A 17,978-nucleotide genomic window follows, 5' to 3' on the forward strand; every position below is an offset into this window, starting at 1 on the left:
GAAGGTGCGGCAACGTCCGGCACGCACGCCCTCGCCGTCCACATCTCGTCCAGGGCAGGTAGGGAGGGGGCGGACAGCCGTGAACTGTGGCGGCCGTCGGCGCACCGTCGAGTGCCGGAGTGCCGGCGAGGCCAACGGCCGGTAGCACGGGAAGTGCAACACTTGTTGCCATTGAGTGGAGGTCGAGGAAGGGGAGCCCACGTGCCGCAGGGCAGTCCGCGAGGTACTTACCTGGAGGTCTCGGAATCCCTCCGCGAAAAGATCAGAAACGGGGAGATCGCTGAGGCGCTGCCATCTCAGTCGGCACTCGTGACCGAGTACGGCGTGAGCCGCAGCACCATCGAGCGGGCGCTTGCCGCGCTCAAGGCCGATGGTGTGATCGAGTCGGTACAGGGCGCCGGTTGGTTCGTGGCGGGGACCGGTGACCGCCGGCCGTTGGTCGAGCGGATAACCGACCTGTTGCGCGGCGGGGAGGTGAAGGTGGGCGACCGCTTCCCCACCGAAAGGGAGCTCTGCGAGCAGTTCGGCGCGTCCCGGACCGCAGTGCGCTCCGCCATCGCTCAGATGGAAGGACGAGGGTTGATCGGCAAGGGGGCAGGGCGAGGGCGAGAAGTCCTCACCCTACCGACCGGACGGGAGACGCAGACGGCATGACGACGACGGAACGCACGGAGTTCGACGCGGAAGCGGCAGAGGCCATCCTGCGCCGGGCATGCGCGGTCGCCAACCTGGACCCGGGCGGCGTCGAGGTCCTTCGGATAGGCGACCATGCAGTGTTCCGTGTCGACGGCGGCCGGATCATCTCGCGGGTGGGGAGGGGAGCCGACCGGCTTGCCTCGGTGCGGCGAGAAGTGGCCGTGGCTCGATGGCTCGCGGACCAGGGGTACCCGACCGCTCGTCTCGTCACGGACGCCGAACAACCGATCGTAATCGAAGGTCACCCCGTCACCTTCTGGGAAGGGCTCGGAGACGGGGACGCGTACGCGAATACGGCGGAAATGGGCGTGCTACTGCGGCGGCTCCACGAACTGGAGCCGCCGCCTTTTTCGCTGCCGCAGCTCCAGCCGTTCGACAGGGTCGCGAGCCGCCTGGAGTGCGCTGCTATCCCAGAGAGTTCCCGTGCATTTCTTCGCTCGATGGCGAGGGATTTGGAGGTCGAGTATGGACGCCTCGAATTCTCGCTTCCATCGGGCCATCTGCACGGTGACTTCAACGTGGGTAATGTCCTGCGTGACGCGACAGGTCATCCGCGCGTAATTGACCTGGACGGGTTCGCCGCAGGCCCTCGCGAGTGGGATCTGATGCAAACAGCCATGTACTATGACAGCTTTGGATGGCATACGGAAGCGGAGTATGCAGATTTCGTGACTGGCTACGGTTTCGACGTGCGCGAATGGGCCGGATACGCCGTACTGCGGAGCGTCCGAGAACTTCTAATGGTTACGTGGCTCTCACAGAACGCGAGGTCGAACCCTCGGGCCGCTGACGAGGTTGAGAAGCGGGTAGCGGCTCTTCGGTCAGGCGGATCACGTCGAGACTGGGCGCCCTTCTAGGGCGTCAAGCCGCATTGCTGCCACAGACGGAAGGTGCGCGCCTCTTCAGTGAAGGTACGGAATTCCACAGCACCTCGCATCATGGGTGAAACGCGTTCGCGGAATTCTCGAACGTACTGAAGGCAACGCGCCGACTTCAACCCCTCGCCGAGTTGTAGCGCAGTCTTGGCGATTTCACAGCCGCGCGCAATTTCACCTTGGTTGATATAGGCTTCAGCCTGCACCATCGTCGCGAAGAAGTCGCTTCGATTGTTCACACCGTCGCCGAAGATTGAACCGGCGCCCCGTTCTGCCGCTTCCGCGGACCGCCCCAAATCGCGGAAACAATGGCCGATCTCGGCTGCAAGTTCCACTTCGTCGAAATAAGCGATGTACGGCGGATCACTATCCGGGGTCCGCTGACTGAGTTTCCGCTCTGCCTCTACCAAGGCGAGGTCGCATCCTCGTTCGTCGCCGAGACGGGCCAAGGCCCGCGCTTCCATGGCACGGAACTGCGCGGCCATCGTGGGACCCAAGGCGCCGGCCGGTCCCGTGTAGGCCGCCCGAGCAAGGGTCGCAGCGTCCCGGTAGCGCCCCAGGAATGTGGCTTGGTGGCTCATCGCCGACAGGATGCTGCCACCGAGAAGCCGGTCTCCGGCCGCTTGCGTCATGCGCAGGGCCTGAATGAAGTACCGCTGAGCGATGCCGTGAAGGCCGCTGTCGTACGACATCCACCCGGCGAGCAAGAGCGCTTCCGCCACGGCCGAGTAGAGCTGTTTGCCCATGTCGTCGGAGTACTTCCCGTCCAGCATCGGCCTGACGTCCGTGTGCAGGTACTGGATCAGCGCGCGTCGGGCGTGGCCACCGCCGAACCTGCCATCGAGCATGCTGAACGCGTCGGCAGTGGAGCGGATCATCTCTACGTCCACCGTGCCGATCGCGCGGTTACCCGCACGCGTCAGCGCCGCGTCTGGTGGGGCGACGATCCAGCGCAGGGAAGCCGTGTTCCAGGCGGTCGAGTCCGGCTGCGCCCTGACCAGTGCCTCAGCCTCAGCAAGGTCGGCACGCCAGAGGTCTGCGACGGTCTTGGCCGTCGCCTCGGGCCTGTCCGCGAACTCAAGTCCGAGGTCAGGCTGAATGGAGGACACTGCCGCGTCGCCCATACCGATGTCGTCCAGGGTGAGCCGGCGCCCAACCTTCTGCCCGACGGCATCCGCGATGAACTGCGGAATGTTGCCGCGCGGGATCGACCCCTTGAGCCACCGGGAGACGTACGTGTGATCGCAGGTGATGTCTTCACCCGACCGAGCGGCAGCGGCGACCACCGCGCGAGCAAGGGACTTGTGCGAGAAGTCGCCTTCCTGCATGAGCGCGGGCAGTCTGGCGTTCCGATCTGCCATGGGGCCCCCAGAGTTCGGCCGTAGTACCAGCTTGACTCATCGTCACTCTACGCAGGTCAGGCCTGGGGAGTAGAGGGTTCGCACCTAGGAGTGCACGAGTGCACCCCCAAGTACTCGCTCCCGAACCGGGCTTCGGATGGCGACAGTTGAATCACCACCGCACGGGACAGGCCGGCGGGTCCGAGTCGAAAGCCACGGGTTGACGGCGCGGAATCCTTCTGGCAACGTGAGTGGTAGGTAATACACACCACGCTGTATGAGGTCTGTACCGAGACACGCCTGCCGCAGGCAGGCAGCACCACCCTCTGGCTGTCCGGCCGGAGGGGAGCGGCAGACACAGCCCGTCGGCTGTCAGACCCGGTGCGAACAACCTGGACAGCGGTCCACGAGCGCAGAACCGAACTCTGCTGGCTCGTGGGTGCTTTGGCACTGAGACACCGAATCCCGAGCGAGGGCGACTCCCCGCGACGACCGGTCGGTGGATAGGACCGCGGCGACACAGCTTCCGAGTGTCGCCACGAACGGACTAGGCACTCATTCACGTTGCGCGTGAGAGCCGAAACGGGCGATGTGATTGGAAGACCACGGCCGCTGCGCTTCGAGCGCTCACAGGGCTGTATTGCACTGCTTCAACCCTGTTGACCTTGGCTGATGGGAGGTCCAGTGCACCGACGAAGACTGTGGGCGCCGCCGTGATGGATCGGCCGGCGGGCGCCACTGCGTCATCCCTGTCCGTGAGCGGAAAGCGCGCTCGCGACCAATCCGGTCCGCCTCCTACCTGCCATCGCAGCGGCCAGCGCTGCGGCCGGTTGCCTCTCGCCGCCCGCCCGACCACTTCGGTCGTGCGGGCGGTGGCGGGGGGAGCCGCGATGTCGGCATCGGCCGGCCGGGTCCACCATCTACGACACGTCAGGAGTCCGCATGCCCAGTGAGAGCACGCAGGAGCCGATCGACCTGACCAGCCCGGAGAACTTCGAGAAGGGCGAGCGGGTCTACGACCGGATCGAGTCCGGCCAGTGCACGGACGTGAGGGCGGAGCTGGACGCCGCCTACGGCTTCGGCCCCGAGCAGGACTGACCCGACCGCATCCCAGAAACGGCGCACCCCCGGAGCGGCAACTCCGGGGGTGCTGTCGGGCCGTACCAGAGCAGAAGGAGCTACGACCCATGAGGCACATCGTTGCTGTTCAGGCGGTTGTTACCGCCGCTGAGTACGACCGCGGGCCGACGGCCGCGGAGCTGGACGCCATCGAGCGGGAGCTCCCGCTGATCACGGCGGAGGTCGAGCTGCTGGACGCGCAGATCTCCGTCCTGGACCGGCCGGTGACGGAGGTGGACGCCCGGCGCCTGCGTCGGGCCCGCCGGAAGGTCCTCACCGCCCGCCGCGCCTTGACCAACCAGGCCGCGGTCGCGGGGGTCAGCGCATGACCGAGCGAACCAACCCTGAGCAGGTCGCTACCCTCCCCGAACCGGTGGTGGCGTTGCTGCGCGCGATCCATGACGCGCTCGACATCCCGCTACCTGGCGTGACGGACGCGGACGAGCGGGCCTACGCGAGGTTGCTGGACCGCCGGGCGATGCACGCCCGGGTCACGCTCGCCTGCATCCTGCAGGACGGACACGGGGTGGGCCGCTCCGCTGCGGTCCTGCGTGACCTGACGAGCCGTGAGCCGGTGACCTACACCCCGTGGATTGCTGCCGGGGGTGAGCGGTGAACCGCAAGGCAAGGGTCCTGCTCGTTGCTGCGCTGGTCGCGGTCGTCGCGATGGCCTTCCGTGTCTCCTGGAACGCCCTGCGGGATGTCGCTGAGGCGATCGGTGCCGACGCCACCGCCGCACTGCTGTACCCGTTCGTTGTGGACGGGCTCATGGCGCTGGCACTGGTGGCCACGCTCGTTCTGGGAGGAGACGACCGGCGCTTCGCGCTGCGGGTGCTGGCTGCCTACACGCTGGCCTCGCTGGTCCTGAACTACGTGCACGGTCTGGTCCCGGCACTACACGCCGCCGCTGCCGGCCGGGTGCGCCTCGCGCAGTGGGACGCAGGGAACTGGGTCCTGGTCCTGCTCGCCTCCTCCCTGCCGGTCGGCTCCATCTACTTCGGTTCCGACCTGGTGGCCAAGGTGCTGCACCACCGCCCCGCCCCCGCCGATGACCTGGTGTGCGGACCGGGCGGGCAGGAATCCGCAGGCACCCCGTACACCCCCGCACACCCTGCGCCGGCCGCCACCAAAACGGCGGCCGACACCACAGAGCACCTGTCCGTGCCGGGGCCCTCTGCGCTGGTCACGAGCCGTGCGGACGCCCTACCGGCGTCCGATCCGCACGCCCCGCACACCACCCGCACACCCGACATCGAAAGTGGCAGTGAGGCGTTGCGGCAGGCCCAGTTCGAGGAGGCGGAGCTGGAACGGATGCGGCAGGACGCACGCCGTGCGTACGCCGAGTCCGCACAGGCGGGCCGCCCGCTCAGCGCGCGTGCACTGGGTGAAGCGTTCAGCATGAGTGAGTCCTGGGGCCGTAAGCAGATCCTCGCCGCCCGCGATGACGACGAAGCCCCTCGCCCGGTTCTGCGGGCAGTCGACGCCACGGCCGTGTGATGGCCGCCGTCCCGGTCTACCGGTGGCGGCTGGCACCTGACGGCTTGGCCACCCGCCGACAACTCCGCGCGATCGGCCTTCGGCCCGGTGGTCAGGACGTGGCCGCCCAAGTCGAGCGGCCCCGGCGCCGCCGCGGCCCGCTCATCGCCTACCTGTACGCGATCGACCTGGCCAAGCCCGTGCGCCCGATGACGCCTGCGAAGTGGGCGTCCCTGGCGAAGGCGAACGCCGCCCGGCGCATCTGCCCCGACTGCCGGCGGGATGCCGGATACGTCATCCCGTCCTCGCTCGGCATGTGCAACGCGTGTCACGACCGCCCCGAACCTGCAAGGTCCAAGCACTGGAAGAAGGAACCGTCATGTCCGGAATCGACTGGGATCAGGAGTTCACCCGCATGAACTCCGGGGCCCCGGAGAAGCCCAGCACGTCGTCCAAGTTTGCCGCCAAGTTCGGTGGAGTCCGCCGCAACACGGCCGCGCTCGCCGTGTGCGGCACCATCGCTGTCCTCGCGGTGTGCGGAACGGTCGTGGCCGTAACCAGCATGCAGGGCGAGCAGGCCGCCCAGGACCGTGTCCGGGCTAGGGAGAAGGCCGCGAACGCCATGGTCGAGGTAGAGGCCGGCAAGCAGCGCGCGCGGACCGAACAAGCCGCGGCCAAGGCCCTGTACGAGCGGGAGATGGCCGTCTACCGGGAGTGCATGAAGGTGCGGGCGGCGGCGGTGGCCAAGGCGGCCTCCTATGACGTCGCGAAGGTCCCCTCCTGCGACACCCCGGCCCTCGGCGACGGGGCCAGCGGGGAGACGGAGTCCACCGGGGCCGGTGGTTCCATCACGTCCAGTCCCTGGCTGTGGGTGGCGCTCGTGGGAGGCGGCGGCCTCGTCGCCTACAAGAAGCTCTCCGCACCCTCCGCTTCTGGTGCGGTCGTCTCGGCGAACAACAAGGGTTTCACCTTCGAGAAGGGTGCGTGAGATGTCGCTGCAGTTTTTCGCCCTGGCCCTGTTTTGCTGGGCGATGTTCTTCACCTTCAAGAAGACCAAGGGAAAGCAGATGGCGATCTGCCTGATGCTGATCATCTCGGGGGTCTTCCTGCCGTACACGCCGTTCAGCGACCAGATCCGAGGCACCCTCGAATCGGTCTTCCACACGGCGAACGCCACGGTCGACGGCATCGGAACGTCACGCTAGGCCAGCATCCACCCCGGTTACGAGTTACCGGTTACCGGCTCCAGACGCCCCCCAACGCCGCCCTGAGCGGCCAGAACCGGCGTCCGCAGGGCCTGTAACCGGTAACCGGTAACACCTCACAACTACACAGTGTCACCGAAGGAGGCTCGTGGAACTCCTCGTTCTCCTCGCCATCACCTACCTCGTCGGCGTCGATAACACGCACGGCAGATACGAGAAGGCGGGCATCAGCAAACCCCCGCCGAAAGTGAAATCAACGTGGGAGCCGACCAGGGCGCCGGACACCTTCCGGAACGCTCCTTACAACGCGGCCGCGAAAGCGCATTACGGGCTGCTCGCGGGTGCCCACTTTGTCGGGGGACTGCGTGACGGGTGGCGTTCTGCCTACATGAAGAAGCCGGGTGTGAAGCCTTCCGGTTCGTCTTCTGGCAAGCCTGCGTCGGGGCCGTCTGGGCCTGCCCCGGGGGCCACCGTGCCACCGAAACCCACCACCCCGCCGGCCGCTGCACCTCAGCCGTCTGCCGCCGCGCCTCATGCGCCTGCACCGGGTCCGACGATCCCGCCGCCCGGCACCGTCCCTGCGCCCCCGACCGTCACGCTCCCCGAGCAGATCAGGAGGGACCCTGCAATGCAGTCCAACCCGCCCGTCCCGCACACCGCGACCGTCGACGCCCAGGGTGTCCACGTCACCACCGCCAGTGGGAAGTCCCGTACCTACAGCGGCGGTGAGGTCATCACCCTCACCCAGGTCATCGACCTCGCCGAAGGCGCAGCCAGCCTGTGCCAGTCCAGCTCGGAAACCTGCCTGGAGCTCGTGGACGAGTCCGCACAGCTTGCCGCGGACTGCGACGTGCTGATCGCCGAGATCACCGAGAAGGGCGTCGGTACGAACCTCATCGGCAAGTGCGAACACCTCAAGGAACAGCTCGACCTCCAGGCCGCCGCCGCCACCAAGCTGCACGAGCAGATCCAGGGCGGCGAGGAAGCCTGCCGCACCGCATCCGCGAACGCCGAAGTCCGCCACGGCGCGATCTTCCGGGCGGTCGCCGACTCTCCGCTGACCAAGCCCGCCGAACGCGACTTCTACAACGCCCGATAGGAACAGGAGAGGCCCGCATGTCTGTCACCGAATCCCTCAAGGACGCCGCCACGTATGCGGCTCTGCGCGCCAAGCTCGCCTGGCTCACCCACCAGGTCCACGCCCACGCCGAGACCGTCACCACCCTCGCCGCTTCGGTGGAGGAGACGGCCGAACAGATGCAGGACGCCTCCGAAACGATGAAGGCCCTGTCGGTGGATGACGCCACCACCGCCGAGTTCGCGGACGCCGCGCTGACCATGACCGGCGCTAGGGAAGCGGCCAGCGCCTACGGCACAGCGGCGGACAGCGCGCACGCGGCCGCCGACGACGCGAAGAGCACCGTCGAGTCCGACCACGGAGGCATCGCCGACGCCGTGGACTCCTCCCCGGTCGAGATGGCCGAAGCCGCCTTCTACACCCAGCAGTAAGGAGGACAGGGCCATGGGGCCGACCCGAGCACAGTTCATCCAGTACGCGCCCGCCGCTCTCGCCGTGGCATCCGCCACCGTCGGCCCCTGGTCCGCTCTCGCCGCCGGAGTCGCCGGAGCGGGCGCGTGGGCCATCAACGCCTCCCGCCCCGCTCTGCGCTCCCTGATCGCCTGCGGAAGCACGGCCACCGGGTGCGGCATCGCCGCTCACCAGGTCTTGGCGAGTGGCATGAACCCGCTGTTCGCCCTCGGGCTCGCCGTCCCGGCCGGAGCGGCAGCCCTCGCCCACCACCGCAACACCGCCAGCGACCTCCCGGCGCTCGCCACCACGACCACCGGGGGACAGAGCTCTCAAGAGCAGCTCATCACCGCGTGGTGGAAGGAGTTCATCTCCGGGCCCACCCAGACCGAGGGCCGCAAGCTGATCCAGGCCGGGGCCGTCCTCGCCCACCTGGTCCTGGAGGCGGGGGACGACCACGTGTCGTTCACCGGGATCATCACGCTGCCCCAGGGCCAGCAGGTGAGGGTGAAGGCCGCCGACATCGCCGCCGTCTACCAGATCCCCGTCTCCCAGGTCGAGCTGGGCGACCCCAAGCACTACGCGCCCAACGCGCTGCCCGTCACCGTCCACCTCAAGACGCCGTCGGCGGCACCCGAGATCGCGGCCACCGGCGCTCCTACGACTCCCGAGCAGTTGTGGGCCGCCTACGTGGGCGTTGCGGAGGGAGCGATGCCCGGCACCACCCTGGCCCTGACCCGCTACGACGGGCCACTGGACTGGGAAGGGATCGCCACCCGCGACCGCAAGGCGATCGGGACCGTCAACATTCAGGACCTCGCGGGCAACCTCGACCTGGAGACCATCCAGATCGCTCTCGCCCCCACCGACAAGCCCTCACAGATGGGGGTGCGCGTGATGAAGGAACACGCGCTGATGCACGGCACGATGCTCTCCTCGGTCGCGGACGAGCTATCCATGGACTCCCGCGGATACATCCGCCTGGGCACCTACATCGACAACCGCGCCGCCCTGGTCCCCCTCGCCCAGCCCGGTTCCGGCGCCCGCCACCTGTACCTCGTGGGCGGCTCACGCTCCGGGAAGTCCGGATGCCTGGAACAGGTCCTGCTCTCCGCCCACCGCTCCCGGATCGCGGTGATCCTTGCTTCCCCGCAGGCCGGCACCATCGCCGGAGCCCGCCTGGCCGCCCACTGCGGAGACGGCCTGGACGAAGCAATGGGCGCGCTGCGCCTGGCCTACGCGCTGATGCTCGACCGCGAAGCCCGCTACCGCTCCCCGGCCTTCCCCTTCACCGACCCGTTGACCCTGATCGTCCTGGACGAAGCGCACATGCTGCTGGCGGTCTCCTCGCCTTACCACCTGGAGGCCAAAGCGATCGTGGAGCAGCTGACCCGCCGGTCCCTCAAGCGAGGTATCGGCGTGGTCCTGGCCACCCAGACCCCATTGGCCGAAGACCTCGGCAACTCCACGGTCATCCGCTCCCAACTCCTGATCGGCGGTGGCGCGGTGTTCCTGCGCTGTGCCAAGGGTCAGGGCTCTCTGGTCGGAGCGAACGCCGTTGAAGGGGCTGAGGGCATCGACCTGTCGCGGATCCCCTCCTCGTGGCCCGGCCAGTACGCCAAGGTCGCCGAACGGGACATGACCGGTCTGGCCACCGAGGCCGCTGCCCGCCCGGAGGACGGCACCTTCGGTCTCGGCTACCTCCTCACCCCCGGATCGCAGGCCGTCCAGTTCCGCTCCCTGCACCTGGACGTCCCGCCCGCTTCCCTCGCTGGAGACCTGCCGCCCGTGGCCGTTGAGGACTGCGACGCGTGGCACCACCGGGAGGCGATCGCGCGGACGCCGGTGGTCGACCAGCGCGGCAAGAACCTGATCGGCAGCCTCGCCGACCTCCTCACCGCCGCACAGCGGGGACCGTCGGCACTGGCACAGCAGAAGGCCCAGGCGGAGCCCGCCGGCCCCGCGACCCCTTCGGACGGACAGGAGCTGATCAAGCCGCGAATCCTCGAACTCCTACGGGACCAGTCCATCCCCATGACCGCCGAGACCATCGCCCGCAAGCTCGGCACTTCTGCGAAAAACATCAAACCGCGCCTGTCCGAGCTGAAGAAGCGGGACGAGGTCACCAACGAAAACGGCCTGTGGAGGGCAGCATGACCACGCACACCCCAACCCGCTTCACCCCCATCGACCAGGACCTCTACGCAAAGGCGTTCCAGCTCCTCGACCCCACCCCGGGACCCGCCACCCCCGCGGCCGACGCCGCTCCCACACCGGTCCTCTTCACCCTCGCCGCCGCACCGCCCGTGCACCGGGCCGGCCCAGTCGAGAAGACCCTCACCGACGCCCTGACCTTCCTCGACACTCACGGCTGGGCCAAGCACACCCTCATCCACCCCGAGGGCGCCCGCTGCTCCATCGGAGCCCTACGAGCAGCCGCCGGAGCCCGCAACGCCGCCTACCGGGACGCCGGAAACCTCCTGCTGAACGAGGCACGCCACCAGCACGGCAACCAGTGGGAGTCGATCCCCGCCTGGAACGACTCCCACACCGGCGCCCAAGTCCGCAGCGTGTGGGAAGCGGCCATCCAGCGCGCACACCACCAGAACATCTGACCCGGCCGGAGCCACCCGTGTCGTTCCACTTCACCGACCCCAGACCGGACCACGAACCGTCCTTCTCCTTCACCGGACCCGAAGACGTGGAAGAGCAGCTGCAGGCGATCGCCGATATGGCACACGAAATCCTCCGCCTCGTCGCCGATGTACGCAGGCAGATCAGCAACTGAGCGCCCCGACCCGCAGACACCACGAAGGCGGCCCCGCCCCGCCCTAGTCCGGGCCGCCTTCCTCAAGCACCGGCGTCCGCGCCACCTGCGTCGGCGTCCGGTGCCATCGCGGCCGTCGCCGTCACGATCGGCTCCGCCGTCCGCACCGGCCAGGGCACGCGCACCGAGACCCACCACCACTACGCGCGCCCGGTCCGGCAGGAGACCAACACGATCACCGCGCCCGCATACGGGCTGATCGCCCGCAACCGCAACGAACTTCGCCCGTGAGAGGACCGCATGTCCATCACCGTTACCGACCCGACGCAGCTCGCCCGGGACGCTGCGCAAGCCGTCCGCGAGTTCAACCACCTCACCTTCCCCCGCCCCGACCAGACCCCCGCCCTGCCGTACCCGAGCAGCGCGTATGACGCGATCAGCGGACTGAAGACGCTCGCCCAGAGGCTCCCGCAGGCCATCGAGCAGATCGGCACCGCACTGGACAGGCTCTCTGCGTCCGGGCACCTCGGATCCGTCGACCGTCAGGAACCCAGCAGGCACGTCGCCCACGTTCAGGAGTTTCTGATCGTGGCCATGGAGCAGGCCCGCCACCTCACCGAAACCTTGGAGCTCTCCCACAGCGCGGTCAGCCCGCTCACCTACGCCGGCCCAGAGGACGGGCCGGACGACGAACCCTGCGGTGAAGGCATGTGCCAGTGCTCCTGCATCGGCACCGGGCACCCCTGCGGCTGCGACTGCCCGCGCTGCCCCTACTGCCAGCAGCTCCACTGCGACTGCGACTGCGACGACTGATCAGAAGGGAGAACGAACGGTGACAGCCAACCAGGCCCGGCGTCTGAGCGCCCTGCTGATCGACGCGCACAGCCACCCGTCCACGCAGCTCACCACGGGCCACGTGATGGGCCTCTACCACCGGCTCGGCATCGCACCCAAGCGCGCCACCGCCCGCGGCGACCTGAAAGCCCTCGCCCGGCTCGGGCTCCTCACCGAGCACGGACCGCGCCACCAGCGCCGCTACGAGCTGCACCCCACCCACTAGCTACGCCAAGGGCGGCCCCCACTCCGCCAAGAACCGGGGCCGCCCTTGTCTCCCAGTCCACTGACAGACCTGTTGGAGGTCTCCAAGCATGACTCAACCCACCGTCATCGGGCGAGCCCGGCCCACGCCGGATCTCCTGCGCACTGCACTCATGCTCGCCGATCACAGCATCCCGGCCCTGCCCCTGCGGGCGGGCAAGGTGCCCTTCGGGAACTGCCCCGCCTGCACCGGCAACGCCTGCGGCGGACGCCCGAACATGAAAACCCCCGGACCCTGCCAGTGCCCCGGCGTCTGCCACGCCTGGGCCGCCGCCACCACCCACCCCACCGTCCTCGCATCGGCGCTGTGGGCGACGGCCTGGCACCAGGCCGTCGCCGTGGCCTATCACCCCGGCGGCGCCGGGCTCACTGTGGTGGACCTCGACACTCCGGCTGCCGTCGCCTGGGCACGAGGGAGCCTGCCCGCGACCCGGATCCTGGTGACCACGCGCGGGCAGCACTGGATCTACCGGGGCGTCATGCAGTCGGCGAACGCCGTGCGGCCCGGCGTGGACATCAAGTCCCGTATGGCCTACACCCGCTGGCTGGGGCCCGGCAGCGGGCTTCTCACGGACCTTCCGGCGGCCGTGCGCGCCTTGGTGGACAGGGAAGAGACCACCCCGGCCGGTGGAGGGGTGGTCTCTTCCGTCCCGGCCCGCGGCAAGTGGTCGGTCAGTGTGGCCACCGGATGCCGCCACACCGAGCGCTACGTCCGCACCGGACTTGAGCGCGGCTTGAGCATGGTCCGCAGTCACACCGAATCCGGCGCCAGCTCCCAGGCATTCGGAGTGGCCCGCTTCCTGGCAGGCCAGCACGCGCAGTGCCCCGGCCCGTGCGGGCTGGACGTGCTCGCCGAGGACATCGTCGCCGCCGCGGTATCCGTCGGCGTGCCCGAGCCGTACGCGCGCCGCGCCGTCACCAACGGACTCAACACCCGCCACGGGGCCGCCGTATGACGCGACAGCCCCTCACCGCACAGGACGGGCCGCAAGTCGCTCCACAGCCTGTGGATACACCGGCCGTAGGCGCGCCGAAGGTCGCCGCCCGTCAGGGCGTCGTATCTGCCCTTCGTCCTGACTGTTTCCTGACCAACACAGACCGCCACGGCATGGATGACCCGACACCGGCCCGGCCCGGCATCCGCATCTACGCCCCACCGGTCTACCGCCACCCCACCGACGGGGCCCGCTACTCCACACGCCACGGCGACACCCCCACCGCCGCCTACTCCTGCCCCTGCGGGCAGACAGGCAAGGCCACCGGCGCCCGGGCCGTGGCCAAGCTCGCCGCCGAGTACGACGACCACACATCCCGCTGCACCGGAACACCCGCGCCGATCGCCGAAGGGAGGACCGCCGCATGAGTCCGCACGACCCCGAGCTGTGGGCCGGGTTCGAGGAGATGACCGCCGAGGACGTCGCCGGGCCGGTGTGGGACGAGCCGGTACCGCTCAACCCGCGCGGACAGCTCCCTGCATTCCCTGTGGACGCCCTGCCTGACTGGCTCGGTGCGATGACGGCCGGAGTCGCGGAGGAGACGCAGACGCCCATCGACCTCGCGGGGTGTCTCGCTCTCGCCGTCATCGGCACCGCTGCCGGGGGGCGTCTCACCGTGACCGTGCGCGGGCAGTGGAACGAGCCGGTCAACCTCTACACCGCCGTCGCGCTCCCGCCCGGCAACCGCAAGAGTGCCGTGTTCGGGCTCATGACAAAGCCCCTCCTCGCTACTGAGAAGGCCCTCATCGAGCTCACGGCGCCCCAGCGTGCCGAGGCCGCGGCCTCAGCACGGATCGCGAAGGCCGCGGCCGAGAAGGCCGAGAAGCTCGCGGCCAACGCGGAGGCCGACAAGCTGGCCGATCTCACCGCTCAGGCGATCTCTCTGTCCGAGGCCGCCGAGCGGGCCGTCGTCCCGGCCGAGCCGCAACTCGTCGCCGACGACGTCACGGCCGAAAGCCTGACCAGCCTCCTCGCCCAGCAGGACGGACGGATCTCGATCCTGTCCCCCGAGGGCGAGATCTTCGAGATCATCGCCGGACGGTACTCCGGCGTCCCGAACATGGGAATCTTCCTCAAGGGCCACGCAGGCGACATGGCCCGCGTCAACCGCCAGGCCCGCGACGCCCAGTACATCGAGAACCCCGCCATCACCATGGGCCTGGCCGTCCAGCCCGATGTCTTGGACTCCATCGGCCAGATCAAGGGCGCCGACGGGCGCGGCCTGCTCGCCCGCTTCCTCTACTCCAAGCCCGAATCCCTCGTCGGCTACCGCAACCTCACCCCCGAACTCCTCAGCCCCGACACAGCCGGCACCTACGCACAGAGGCTCGGGCACCTGGCCCTGACCCTGGCGGGCTGGACCGAGAGCGCCGCGCTCACCCTCACCCCCGAGGCGGACGCCGTCCTCCTCGCCTACCAGCGCGTCACCGAATCCCGCCTCTGCAAGGACGGGCCCCTCGCGCCCATCGTGAACTGGGCCAGCAAGCGCGACGGCGCCGTCGCCCGCATCGCAGGGCTCCTCCACCTCGCCACCCATCCCGAGGACGCCTGGACCCGGCCAATCGCCGCCGAGACCATGGCCGACGCCACCCGCCTCGGGGACTACTTCACCGCCCACGCCCTCGACGTCTTCAACGCCATGAAAGCCGACCCCGCCCAGGAAGCCGCCCACACGGTCCTGACCCACCTCAGCGAAACCCGTACTGCCACCTTCACCAAACGCGACCTCTTCCGTGCGATGCCCCGCAGCGAGTTCCCCGCCATGGGCGACCTCGACCCCGCCCTGAACCTCCTGGAGGAACACGGCTGGGTACGCCAGCAGCCCCCACCGCCCCGCACCACACGCGGCGGCCGGCCACCCTCCCCCCGCTACGAGACCCACCCCCGCATTACCCCCGCCGCCTGAAACCCCCCAACCCACTGACAGAACTGACAGAACCTCCCGAGCAGCCCTGTGACCTGCGGAAACGAGCACTTTCGGAGCTCTGACAAAACCTCCGAAAACTCTGACAGAACTCAAAAAACCTCGCCGCGGGCGAGCCAGCCGGTCTGACAGAACCGAGGTTTCCGAGGTTCTGTCAGAGTTTTTTGAGGTTCTGTCACGCGGGCCGAACCGGCCAAAACCACAGGTCAGGGGCCGGATGGCGAGGTTCTGTCAGTTCTGTCAGTACTTTCCGGGGTTTTCGCGCCCCGGACCGAGCTGAAGGAGCCCGATGGCCCGCCCCAAGATGCTCAAGCTCCCCGAAGTCCTCGAAGAAATCGGCATGAGCCGAGCCGCCTTCTACCGCATGCGCGCCCGCGGCCAAGCACCCCGACTCCGCAAGCTCCCCAACGGCCAGGTCCGCGTCAGCCGCTCCGACCTGGACGCCTGGTGGGAGAGCTGCGAGGAACGCGCCGCCTCGTAACGCCTACTTCCACAGAGCCCGCCCTGCCTTCGGGGCGGGCTCTCTCACCGCTCGGAGAGCCATGCCCCTCACGTACGACGTCCGCGTCTACAGCATCGAAACCCGCCGCGATCGCCCGAAGCCCTACCGCGTCCGCTGGCTCGTCGGCACACAGAAGCACTCGAAGAGCTACACGGTCAAAGCCCAAGCAGATGGCCGCCGTTCGGAACTGATGACCGCGCTCCGTAAGGGTGAGCAATTCGACGTGGATACGGGCCTGCCCGCTTCCGAACTCCGTGCCTTGAACGGCTCCGTGACCTGGTATGAGCACACCCGCGCGTACATCGATCGCAGATGGGACCGCCTCCCAGCCAAGTCCCGCCGCAACGACGCCGATGCCCTCGCCACCATCACGGCCGCGCTCGTGAAGACCACCGCTGGCCGCCCGGCGTCCCGTGTGCTGCGCAATGCTCTGTACGGATGGGCGTACAACAAGAGCCGTTGGGGCCAGGAGCCTCCCGCAGAAGTGGCCGACGCCCTTCACTGGGTCGAGAAGAACTCCTTGGCCATATCAGCCCTCGAAGACCCCGCGACACTGCGCATGGCACTGGACGCCTTGTCGACGCTGCTCAACGGCTCCCCCGCCGCAGGACGCACTGCCCGCCGCAAACGAGCCTGTCTGAGCGACGTTCTCGGACTCGCGGTCGAGCGGCGGTACTTCACGATCCCGGTGAACCCGCTGTCCACGGTGAAGTGGACAGCCCCGAAGTCCACCGAGGAAGTTGACCCGGCGAGCGTCGCCAACCCTCGCCAAGTCCGGGACCTACTCGAAGGGGTGCGCACTCAGGGCGAGCGCGGCGCCCACCTCGAAGCCTTCTTCGGGTGCCTCTACTACGCCGCCATGCGCCCCGCCGAAGCCGTAGGCCTGAAGGCGTCGCAGTGCCATCTACCCAAGCTCGGGTGGGGCCACCTCACACTTCGCGGCGGCATCGTCCATGCCGGCCACGGCTGGACGGACGACAGCCGGGCCCACCAGGACCGCCACTTGAAGGCGCGAGCGACCCGGGACTCGCGGGTCGTGCCCGTCCCGCCGCACTTCGTCGCGATGCTCCGGGGGCACATCGAGCGCTACGGCGCGGCCCCGGATGGCCGTCTCTTTCGTACGAGCCGCGGCGGTGTGATTCAGGACACGGGCTATGGCGAAGTCTGGGCCGAAGCCCGGGGCGCCGCCCTGCCCCCCACCGACGTGGCGTCACCGCTCGCCCGTCGCCCGTACGACCTCCGATGCGCTGGCGTCTCGTTCTGGCTCTTCTCCGGTGTCGACCCCATGGAGGTGGCGCGTCGGGCGGGCCACTCCGTGGCCGTGCTCCTACGGGTCTACGCGAAGGTTCTGGCGCAGGCTCAGGACCGAGCGAACCGCCAGATCGAGGCTGGCCTGCGGGAATGGGACGGAGACGGCGCATCCCCCGGGGGACGCCTGGGGGACACACGCTGATCAGGGCCGGGCCACCCCCGAGAGCAGATGAGACAACCTTCGCTTTTCGATCACCGTTCGAATCGGTATGTTCGAATAAAAAAGACCCCCTCTGCACTGCGTCTCCGCAGATGAGAGGGGGTCTTCCCCAGTGTGGCGGCGCCAGGATTCGAACCTGGGAAGGCTGAGCCGGCAGATTTACAGTCTGCTCCCTTTGGCCGCTCGGGCACACCGCCGGGTTGTGCTGCCGACCGAACCCGCTTTCGGCGGTGCTCCGTGGCAACGACGTAAACAATACCCGATGCCCAGGGGTGCTCCGCCACCCCATTGATCTCCACCCCCGGGGTCGCGGGGTGGCTAGGCTGGTGCGGACGCGGCCCGGCACGGAGCCGGGCCCGGCGGTCGCCGCCGCGCACGCCGGCACGCACCCATCAGCACCCCGATACAAGGAGCCACAGGACATGGCCGACTCCAGTTTCGACATCGTCTCGAAGGTCGAGCGGCAGGAGGTCGACAACGCCCTCAACCAGGCCGCCAAGGAGATCTCGCAGCGCTACGACTTCAAGGGCGTGGGTGCCTCGATCTCGTGGTCCGGTGACAAGATCCTCATGGAGGCGAACTCCGAGGACCGGGTGAACGCTGTCCTCGACGTCTTCCAGTCCAAGCTGATCAAGCGCGGTATCTCGCTGAAGGCGCTGGACGCGGGCGAGCCGCAGCTCTCCGGCAAGGAGTACAAGATCTTCGCGTCGATCGAGGAGGGCATCTCCCAGGACAACGCGAAGAAGGTGGCGAAGATCATTCGCGACGAGGGCCCCAAGGGCGTGAAGGCCCAGGTCCAGGGCGAGGAGCTGCGGGTGAGCTCCAAGAGCCGCGACGACCTCCAGACCGTGATCTCCCTCCTCAAGGGCAAGGACTTCGACTTCGCGCTGCAGTTCGTGAACTACCGCTAGGCCACGGCGGACAGCACAGGAAAGGGTGGGCACCCGGCGGTGCCCACCCTTCTGCTCGCCGCGCCCTGTGA

General features: G+C 68.6%; 23 protein-coding genes and 1 tRNA gene. 22 read left to right on the plus strand and 2 right to left on the minus strand.

Translation table 11 applies throughout. The features are described 5' to 3' along the window. The first annotated feature begins 201 nt into the window (after positions 1-201). Together ACF08B_RS31715 and ACF08B_RS31720 are read left to right on the plus strand one after the other, a co-directional pair. Positions 202-654 carry a GntR family transcriptional regulator gene (locus tag ACF08B_RS31715; protein WP_093696605.1) on the plus strand — a complete coding sequence of 151 codons (453 nt, stop codon included), beginning with the start codon at positions 202-204 and terminating at the stop codon, positions 652-654. Then, positions 651-1,553 carry a phosphotransferase enzyme family protein gene (locus tag ACF08B_RS31720; protein WP_392320543.1) on the plus strand — a complete coding sequence of 301 codons (903 nt, stop codon included), beginning with the start codon at positions 651-653 and terminating at the stop codon, positions 1,551-1,553. The genes ACF08B_RS31715 and ACF08B_RS31720 overlap by 4 nt, the downstream gene beginning before the upstream one ends. Here ACF08B_RS31720 and ACF08B_RS31725 read toward each other — a convergent pair. Continuing rightward, the gene (locus ACF08B_RS31725; RefSeq protein WP_392320544.1) at positions 1,550-2,899 is read right to left on the minus strand and encodes a hypothetical protein; all 1,350 of its coding nucleotides are present in this window, start codon (positions 2,897-2,899) and stop codon (positions 1,550-1,552) included. The genes ACF08B_RS31720 and ACF08B_RS31725 overlap by 4 nt on opposite strands. A gap of 954 nt (positions 2,900-3,853) precedes the next feature. On the opposite strand from ACF08B_RS31725, the gene ACF08B_RS31730 reads away from it, so the two are divergent. The 19 genes from ACF08B_RS31730 to ACF08B_RS31820 all read left to right on the plus strand — a co-directional run bounded on the left by ACF08B_RS31730 (position 3,854) and on the right by ACF08B_RS31820 (position 16,978). Beyond that, the gene (locus ACF08B_RS31730) at positions 3,854-4,009 is read left to right on the plus strand and encodes a hypothetical protein (RefSeq protein WP_392320545.1); all 156 of its coding nucleotides are present in this window, start codon (positions 3,854-3,856) and stop codon (positions 4,007-4,009) included. An 89-nt stretch (positions 4,010-4,098) separates the two neighbouring features. Continuing rightward, positions 4,099-4,359, plus strand: a complete 261-nt coding sequence (locus tag ACF08B_RS31735; protein WP_392320546.1) for a DUF6284 family protein — start codon at positions 4,099-4,101, stop codon at positions 4,357-4,359. After that, positions 4,356-4,646 (plus strand): hypothetical protein, encoded by a 291-nt coding sequence (locus ACF08B_RS31740; RefSeq protein ID WP_392320547.1) that lies wholly within the window; start codon positions 4,356-4,358, stop codon positions 4,644-4,646. Before ACF08B_RS31735 ends, ACF08B_RS31740 begins: the two co-directional genes overlap by 4 nt. Next, a complete protein-coding gene (locus tag ACF08B_RS31745) occupies positions 4,643-5,527 on the plus strand; it encodes a DUF2637 domain-containing protein (RefSeq protein ID WP_392320548.1) in 885 nt (294 codons plus the stop codon). The genes ACF08B_RS31740 and ACF08B_RS31745 overlap by 4 nt, the downstream gene beginning before the upstream one ends. Next, positions 5,527-5,925, plus strand: a complete 399-nt coding sequence (locus ACF08B_RS31750; RefSeq protein WP_392320549.1) for an RRQRL motif-containing zinc-binding protein — start codon at positions 5,527-5,529, stop codon at positions 5,923-5,925. The genes ACF08B_RS31745 and ACF08B_RS31750 overlap by 1 nt, the downstream gene beginning before the upstream one ends. Next, complete coding sequence (locus ACF08B_RS31755) at positions 5,886-6,494, plus strand: hypothetical protein (RefSeq protein WP_392320550.1); 609 nt, start codon at positions 5,886-5,888, stop codon at positions 6,492-6,494. The genes ACF08B_RS31750 and ACF08B_RS31755 overlap by 40 nt, the downstream gene beginning before the upstream one ends. Before the next feature lies 1 nt (position 6,495). After that, positions 6,496-6,711, plus strand: a complete 216-nt coding sequence (locus tag ACF08B_RS31760; RefSeq protein ID WP_392320551.1) for a hypothetical protein — start codon at positions 6,496-6,498, stop codon at positions 6,709-6,711. A gap of 628 nt (positions 6,712-7,339) precedes the next feature. Next, positions 7,340-7,810 (plus strand): hypothetical protein, encoded by a 471-nt coding sequence (locus ACF08B_RS31765; RefSeq protein WP_392320552.1) that lies wholly within the window; start codon positions 7,340-7,342, stop codon positions 7,808-7,810. 17 nt (positions 7,811-7,827) lie between these two features. Beyond that, positions 7,828-8,220 (plus strand): hypothetical protein, encoded by a 393-nt coding sequence (locus ACF08B_RS31770; protein ID WP_392320553.1) that lies wholly within the window; start codon positions 7,828-7,830, stop codon positions 8,218-8,220. Between the two features lie 13 nt (positions 8,221-8,233). Next, positions 8,234-10,396, plus strand: a complete 2,163-nt coding sequence (locus ACF08B_RS31775) for a hypothetical protein (RefSeq protein ID WP_392320554.1) — start codon at positions 8,234-8,236, stop codon at positions 10,394-10,396. Next, positions 10,393-10,854: a hypothetical protein gene (locus ACF08B_RS31780; protein WP_392320555.1), complete on the plus strand. Its 462-nt coding sequence runs from the start codon at positions 10,393-10,395 to the stop codon at positions 10,852-10,854. The genes ACF08B_RS31775 and ACF08B_RS31780 overlap by 4 nt, the downstream gene beginning before the upstream one ends. A 17-nt stretch (positions 10,855-10,871) precedes the next feature. Continuing rightward, a complete protein-coding gene (locus ACF08B_RS31785) occupies positions 10,872-11,027 on the plus strand; it encodes a hypothetical protein (RefSeq protein WP_392320556.1) in 156 nt (51 codons plus the stop codon). A gap of 279 nt (positions 11,028-11,306) precedes the next feature. After that, entirely contained in the window at positions 11,307-11,819 is a 513-nt protein-coding gene (locus tag ACF08B_RS31790) for a hypothetical protein (protein ID WP_392320557.1), read from the plus strand. Between the two features lie 19 nt (positions 11,820-11,838). Beyond that, positions 11,839-12,066, plus strand: a complete 228-nt coding sequence (locus ACF08B_RS31795; protein WP_392320558.1) for a hypothetical protein — start codon at positions 11,839-11,841, stop codon at positions 12,064-12,066. 88 nt (positions 12,067-12,154) lie between these two features. Next, on the plus strand, positions 12,155-13,060 hold the full coding sequence (locus ACF08B_RS31800) for a bifunctional DNA primase/polymerase (RefSeq protein ID WP_392320559.1): 906 nt from the start codon (positions 12,155-12,157) through the stop codon (positions 13,058-13,060). Positions 13,061-13,212: 152 nt separating this feature from the next. After that, complete coding sequence (locus ACF08B_RS31805) at positions 13,213-13,467, plus strand: hypothetical protein (RefSeq protein WP_392320560.1); 255 nt, start codon at positions 13,213-13,215, stop codon at positions 13,465-13,467. Then, complete coding sequence (locus tag ACF08B_RS31810) at positions 13,464-15,005, plus strand: YfjI family protein (protein WP_392320561.1); 1,542 nt, start codon at positions 13,464-13,466, stop codon at positions 15,003-15,005. Before ACF08B_RS31805 ends, ACF08B_RS31810 begins: the two co-directional genes overlap by 4 nt. A gap of 307 nt (positions 15,006-15,312) precedes the next feature. Continuing rightward, on the plus strand, positions 15,313-15,504 hold the full coding sequence (locus tag ACF08B_RS31815) for an AlpA family transcriptional regulator (RefSeq protein WP_093696619.1): 192 nt from the start codon (positions 15,313-15,315) through the stop codon (positions 15,502-15,504). Between the two features lie 61 nt (positions 15,505-15,565). Beyond that, positions 15,566-16,978, plus strand: a complete 1,413-nt coding sequence (locus tag ACF08B_RS31820; RefSeq protein ID WP_392320562.1) for a tyrosine-type recombinase/integrase — start codon at positions 15,566-15,568, stop codon at positions 16,976-16,978. 133 nt (positions 16,979-17,111) lie between these two features. Here ACF08B_RS31820 and ACF08B_RS31825 read toward each other — a convergent pair. After that, positions 17,112-17,193, minus strand: a tRNA-Tyr gene (locus tag ACF08B_RS31825). 225 nt (positions 17,194-17,418) lie between these two features. Between ACF08B_RS31825 and ACF08B_RS31830 the strand changes: the two genes are divergently transcribed. Beyond that, complete coding sequence (locus ACF08B_RS31830) at positions 17,419-17,907, plus strand: YajQ family cyclic di-GMP-binding protein (protein ID WP_392320563.1); 489 nt, start codon at positions 17,419-17,421, stop codon at positions 17,905-17,907. Positions 17,908-17,978: the final 71 nt, after the last annotated feature.

It is taken from the genome of Streptomyces sp. NPDC015139, from assembly GCF_043079785.1.
GTDB classification, from domain to species: Bacteria; Actinomycetota; Actinomycetes; order Streptomycetales; family Streptomycetaceae; genus Streptomyces; species Streptomyces albidocamelliae.

Bases quoted from the DNA above. Each gene is read 5' to 3' on its own strand.
- ACF08B_RS31720 (WP_392320543.1), top strand. From the start codon at position 651: ATGACGACGACGGAACGCACGGAGTTCGACGCGGAAGCGGCAGAGGCC.
- ACF08B_RS31725 (WP_392320544.1), bottom strand. From the start codon at position 2,899: ATGCAGGAAGGCGACTTCTCGCACAAGTCCCTTGCTCGCGCGGTGGTC.
- ACF08B_RS31730 (WP_392320545.1), top strand. From the start codon at position 3,854: ATGCCCAGTGAGAGCACGCAGGAGCCGATCGACCTGACCAGCCCGGAG.
- ACF08B_RS31735 (WP_392320546.1), top strand. From the start codon at position 4,099: ATGAGGCACATCGTTGCTGTTCAGGCGGTTGTTACCGCCGCTGAGTAC.
- ACF08B_RS31740 (WP_392320547.1), top strand. From the start codon at position 4,356: ATGACCGAGCGAACCAACCCTGAGCAGGTCGCTACCCTCCCCGAACCG.
- ACF08B_RS31750 (WP_392320549.1), top strand. From the start codon at position 5,527: ATGGCCGCCGTCCCGGTCTACCGGTGGCGGCTGGCACCTGACGGCTTG.
- ACF08B_RS31755 (WP_392320550.1), top strand. From the start codon at position 5,886: ATGTCCGGAATCGACTGGGATCAGGAGTTCACCCGCATGAACTCCGGG.
- ACF08B_RS31760 (WP_392320551.1), top strand. From the start codon at position 6,496: ATGTCGCTGCAGTTTTTCGCCCTGGCCCTGTTTTGCTGGGCGATGTTC.
- ACF08B_RS31765 (WP_392320552.1), top strand. From the start codon at position 7,340: ATGCAGTCCAACCCGCCCGTCCCGCACACCGCGACCGTCGACGCCCAG.
- ACF08B_RS31770 (WP_392320553.1), top strand. From the start codon at position 7,828: ATGTCTGTCACCGAATCCCTCAAGGACGCCGCCACGTATGCGGCTCTG.
- ACF08B_RS31775 (WP_392320554.1), top strand. From the start codon at position 8,234: ATGGGGCCGACCCGAGCACAGTTCATCCAGTACGCGCCCGCCGCTCTC.
- ACF08B_RS31780 (WP_392320555.1), top strand. From the start codon at position 10,393: ATGACCACGCACACCCCAACCCGCTTCACCCCCATCGACCAGGACCTC.
- ACF08B_RS31790 (WP_392320557.1), top strand. From the start codon at position 11,307: ATGTCCATCACCGTTACCGACCCGACGCAGCTCGCCCGGGACGCTGCG.
- ACF08B_RS31800 (WP_392320559.1), top strand. From the start codon at position 12,155: ATGACTCAACCCACCGTCATCGGGCGAGCCCGGCCCACGCCGGATCTC.
- ACF08B_RS31805 (WP_392320560.1), top strand. From the start codon at position 13,213: ATGGATGACCCGACACCGGCCCGGCCCGGCATCCGCATCTACGCCCCA.
- ACF08B_RS31810 (WP_392320561.1), top strand. From the start codon at position 13,464: ATGAGTCCGCACGACCCCGAGCTGTGGGCCGGGTTCGAGGAGATGACC.
- ACF08B_RS31815 (WP_093696619.1), top strand. From the start codon at position 15,313: ATGGCCCGCCCCAAGATGCTCAAGCTCCCCGAAGTCCTCGAAGAAATC.
- ACF08B_RS31820 (WP_392320562.1), top strand. From the start codon at position 15,566: ATGCCCCTCACGTACGACGTCCGCGTCTACAGCATCGAAACCCGCCGC.
- ACF08B_RS31830 (WP_392320563.1), top strand. From the start codon at position 17,419: ATGGCCGACTCCAGTTTCGACATCGTCTCGAAGGTCGAGCGGCAGGAG.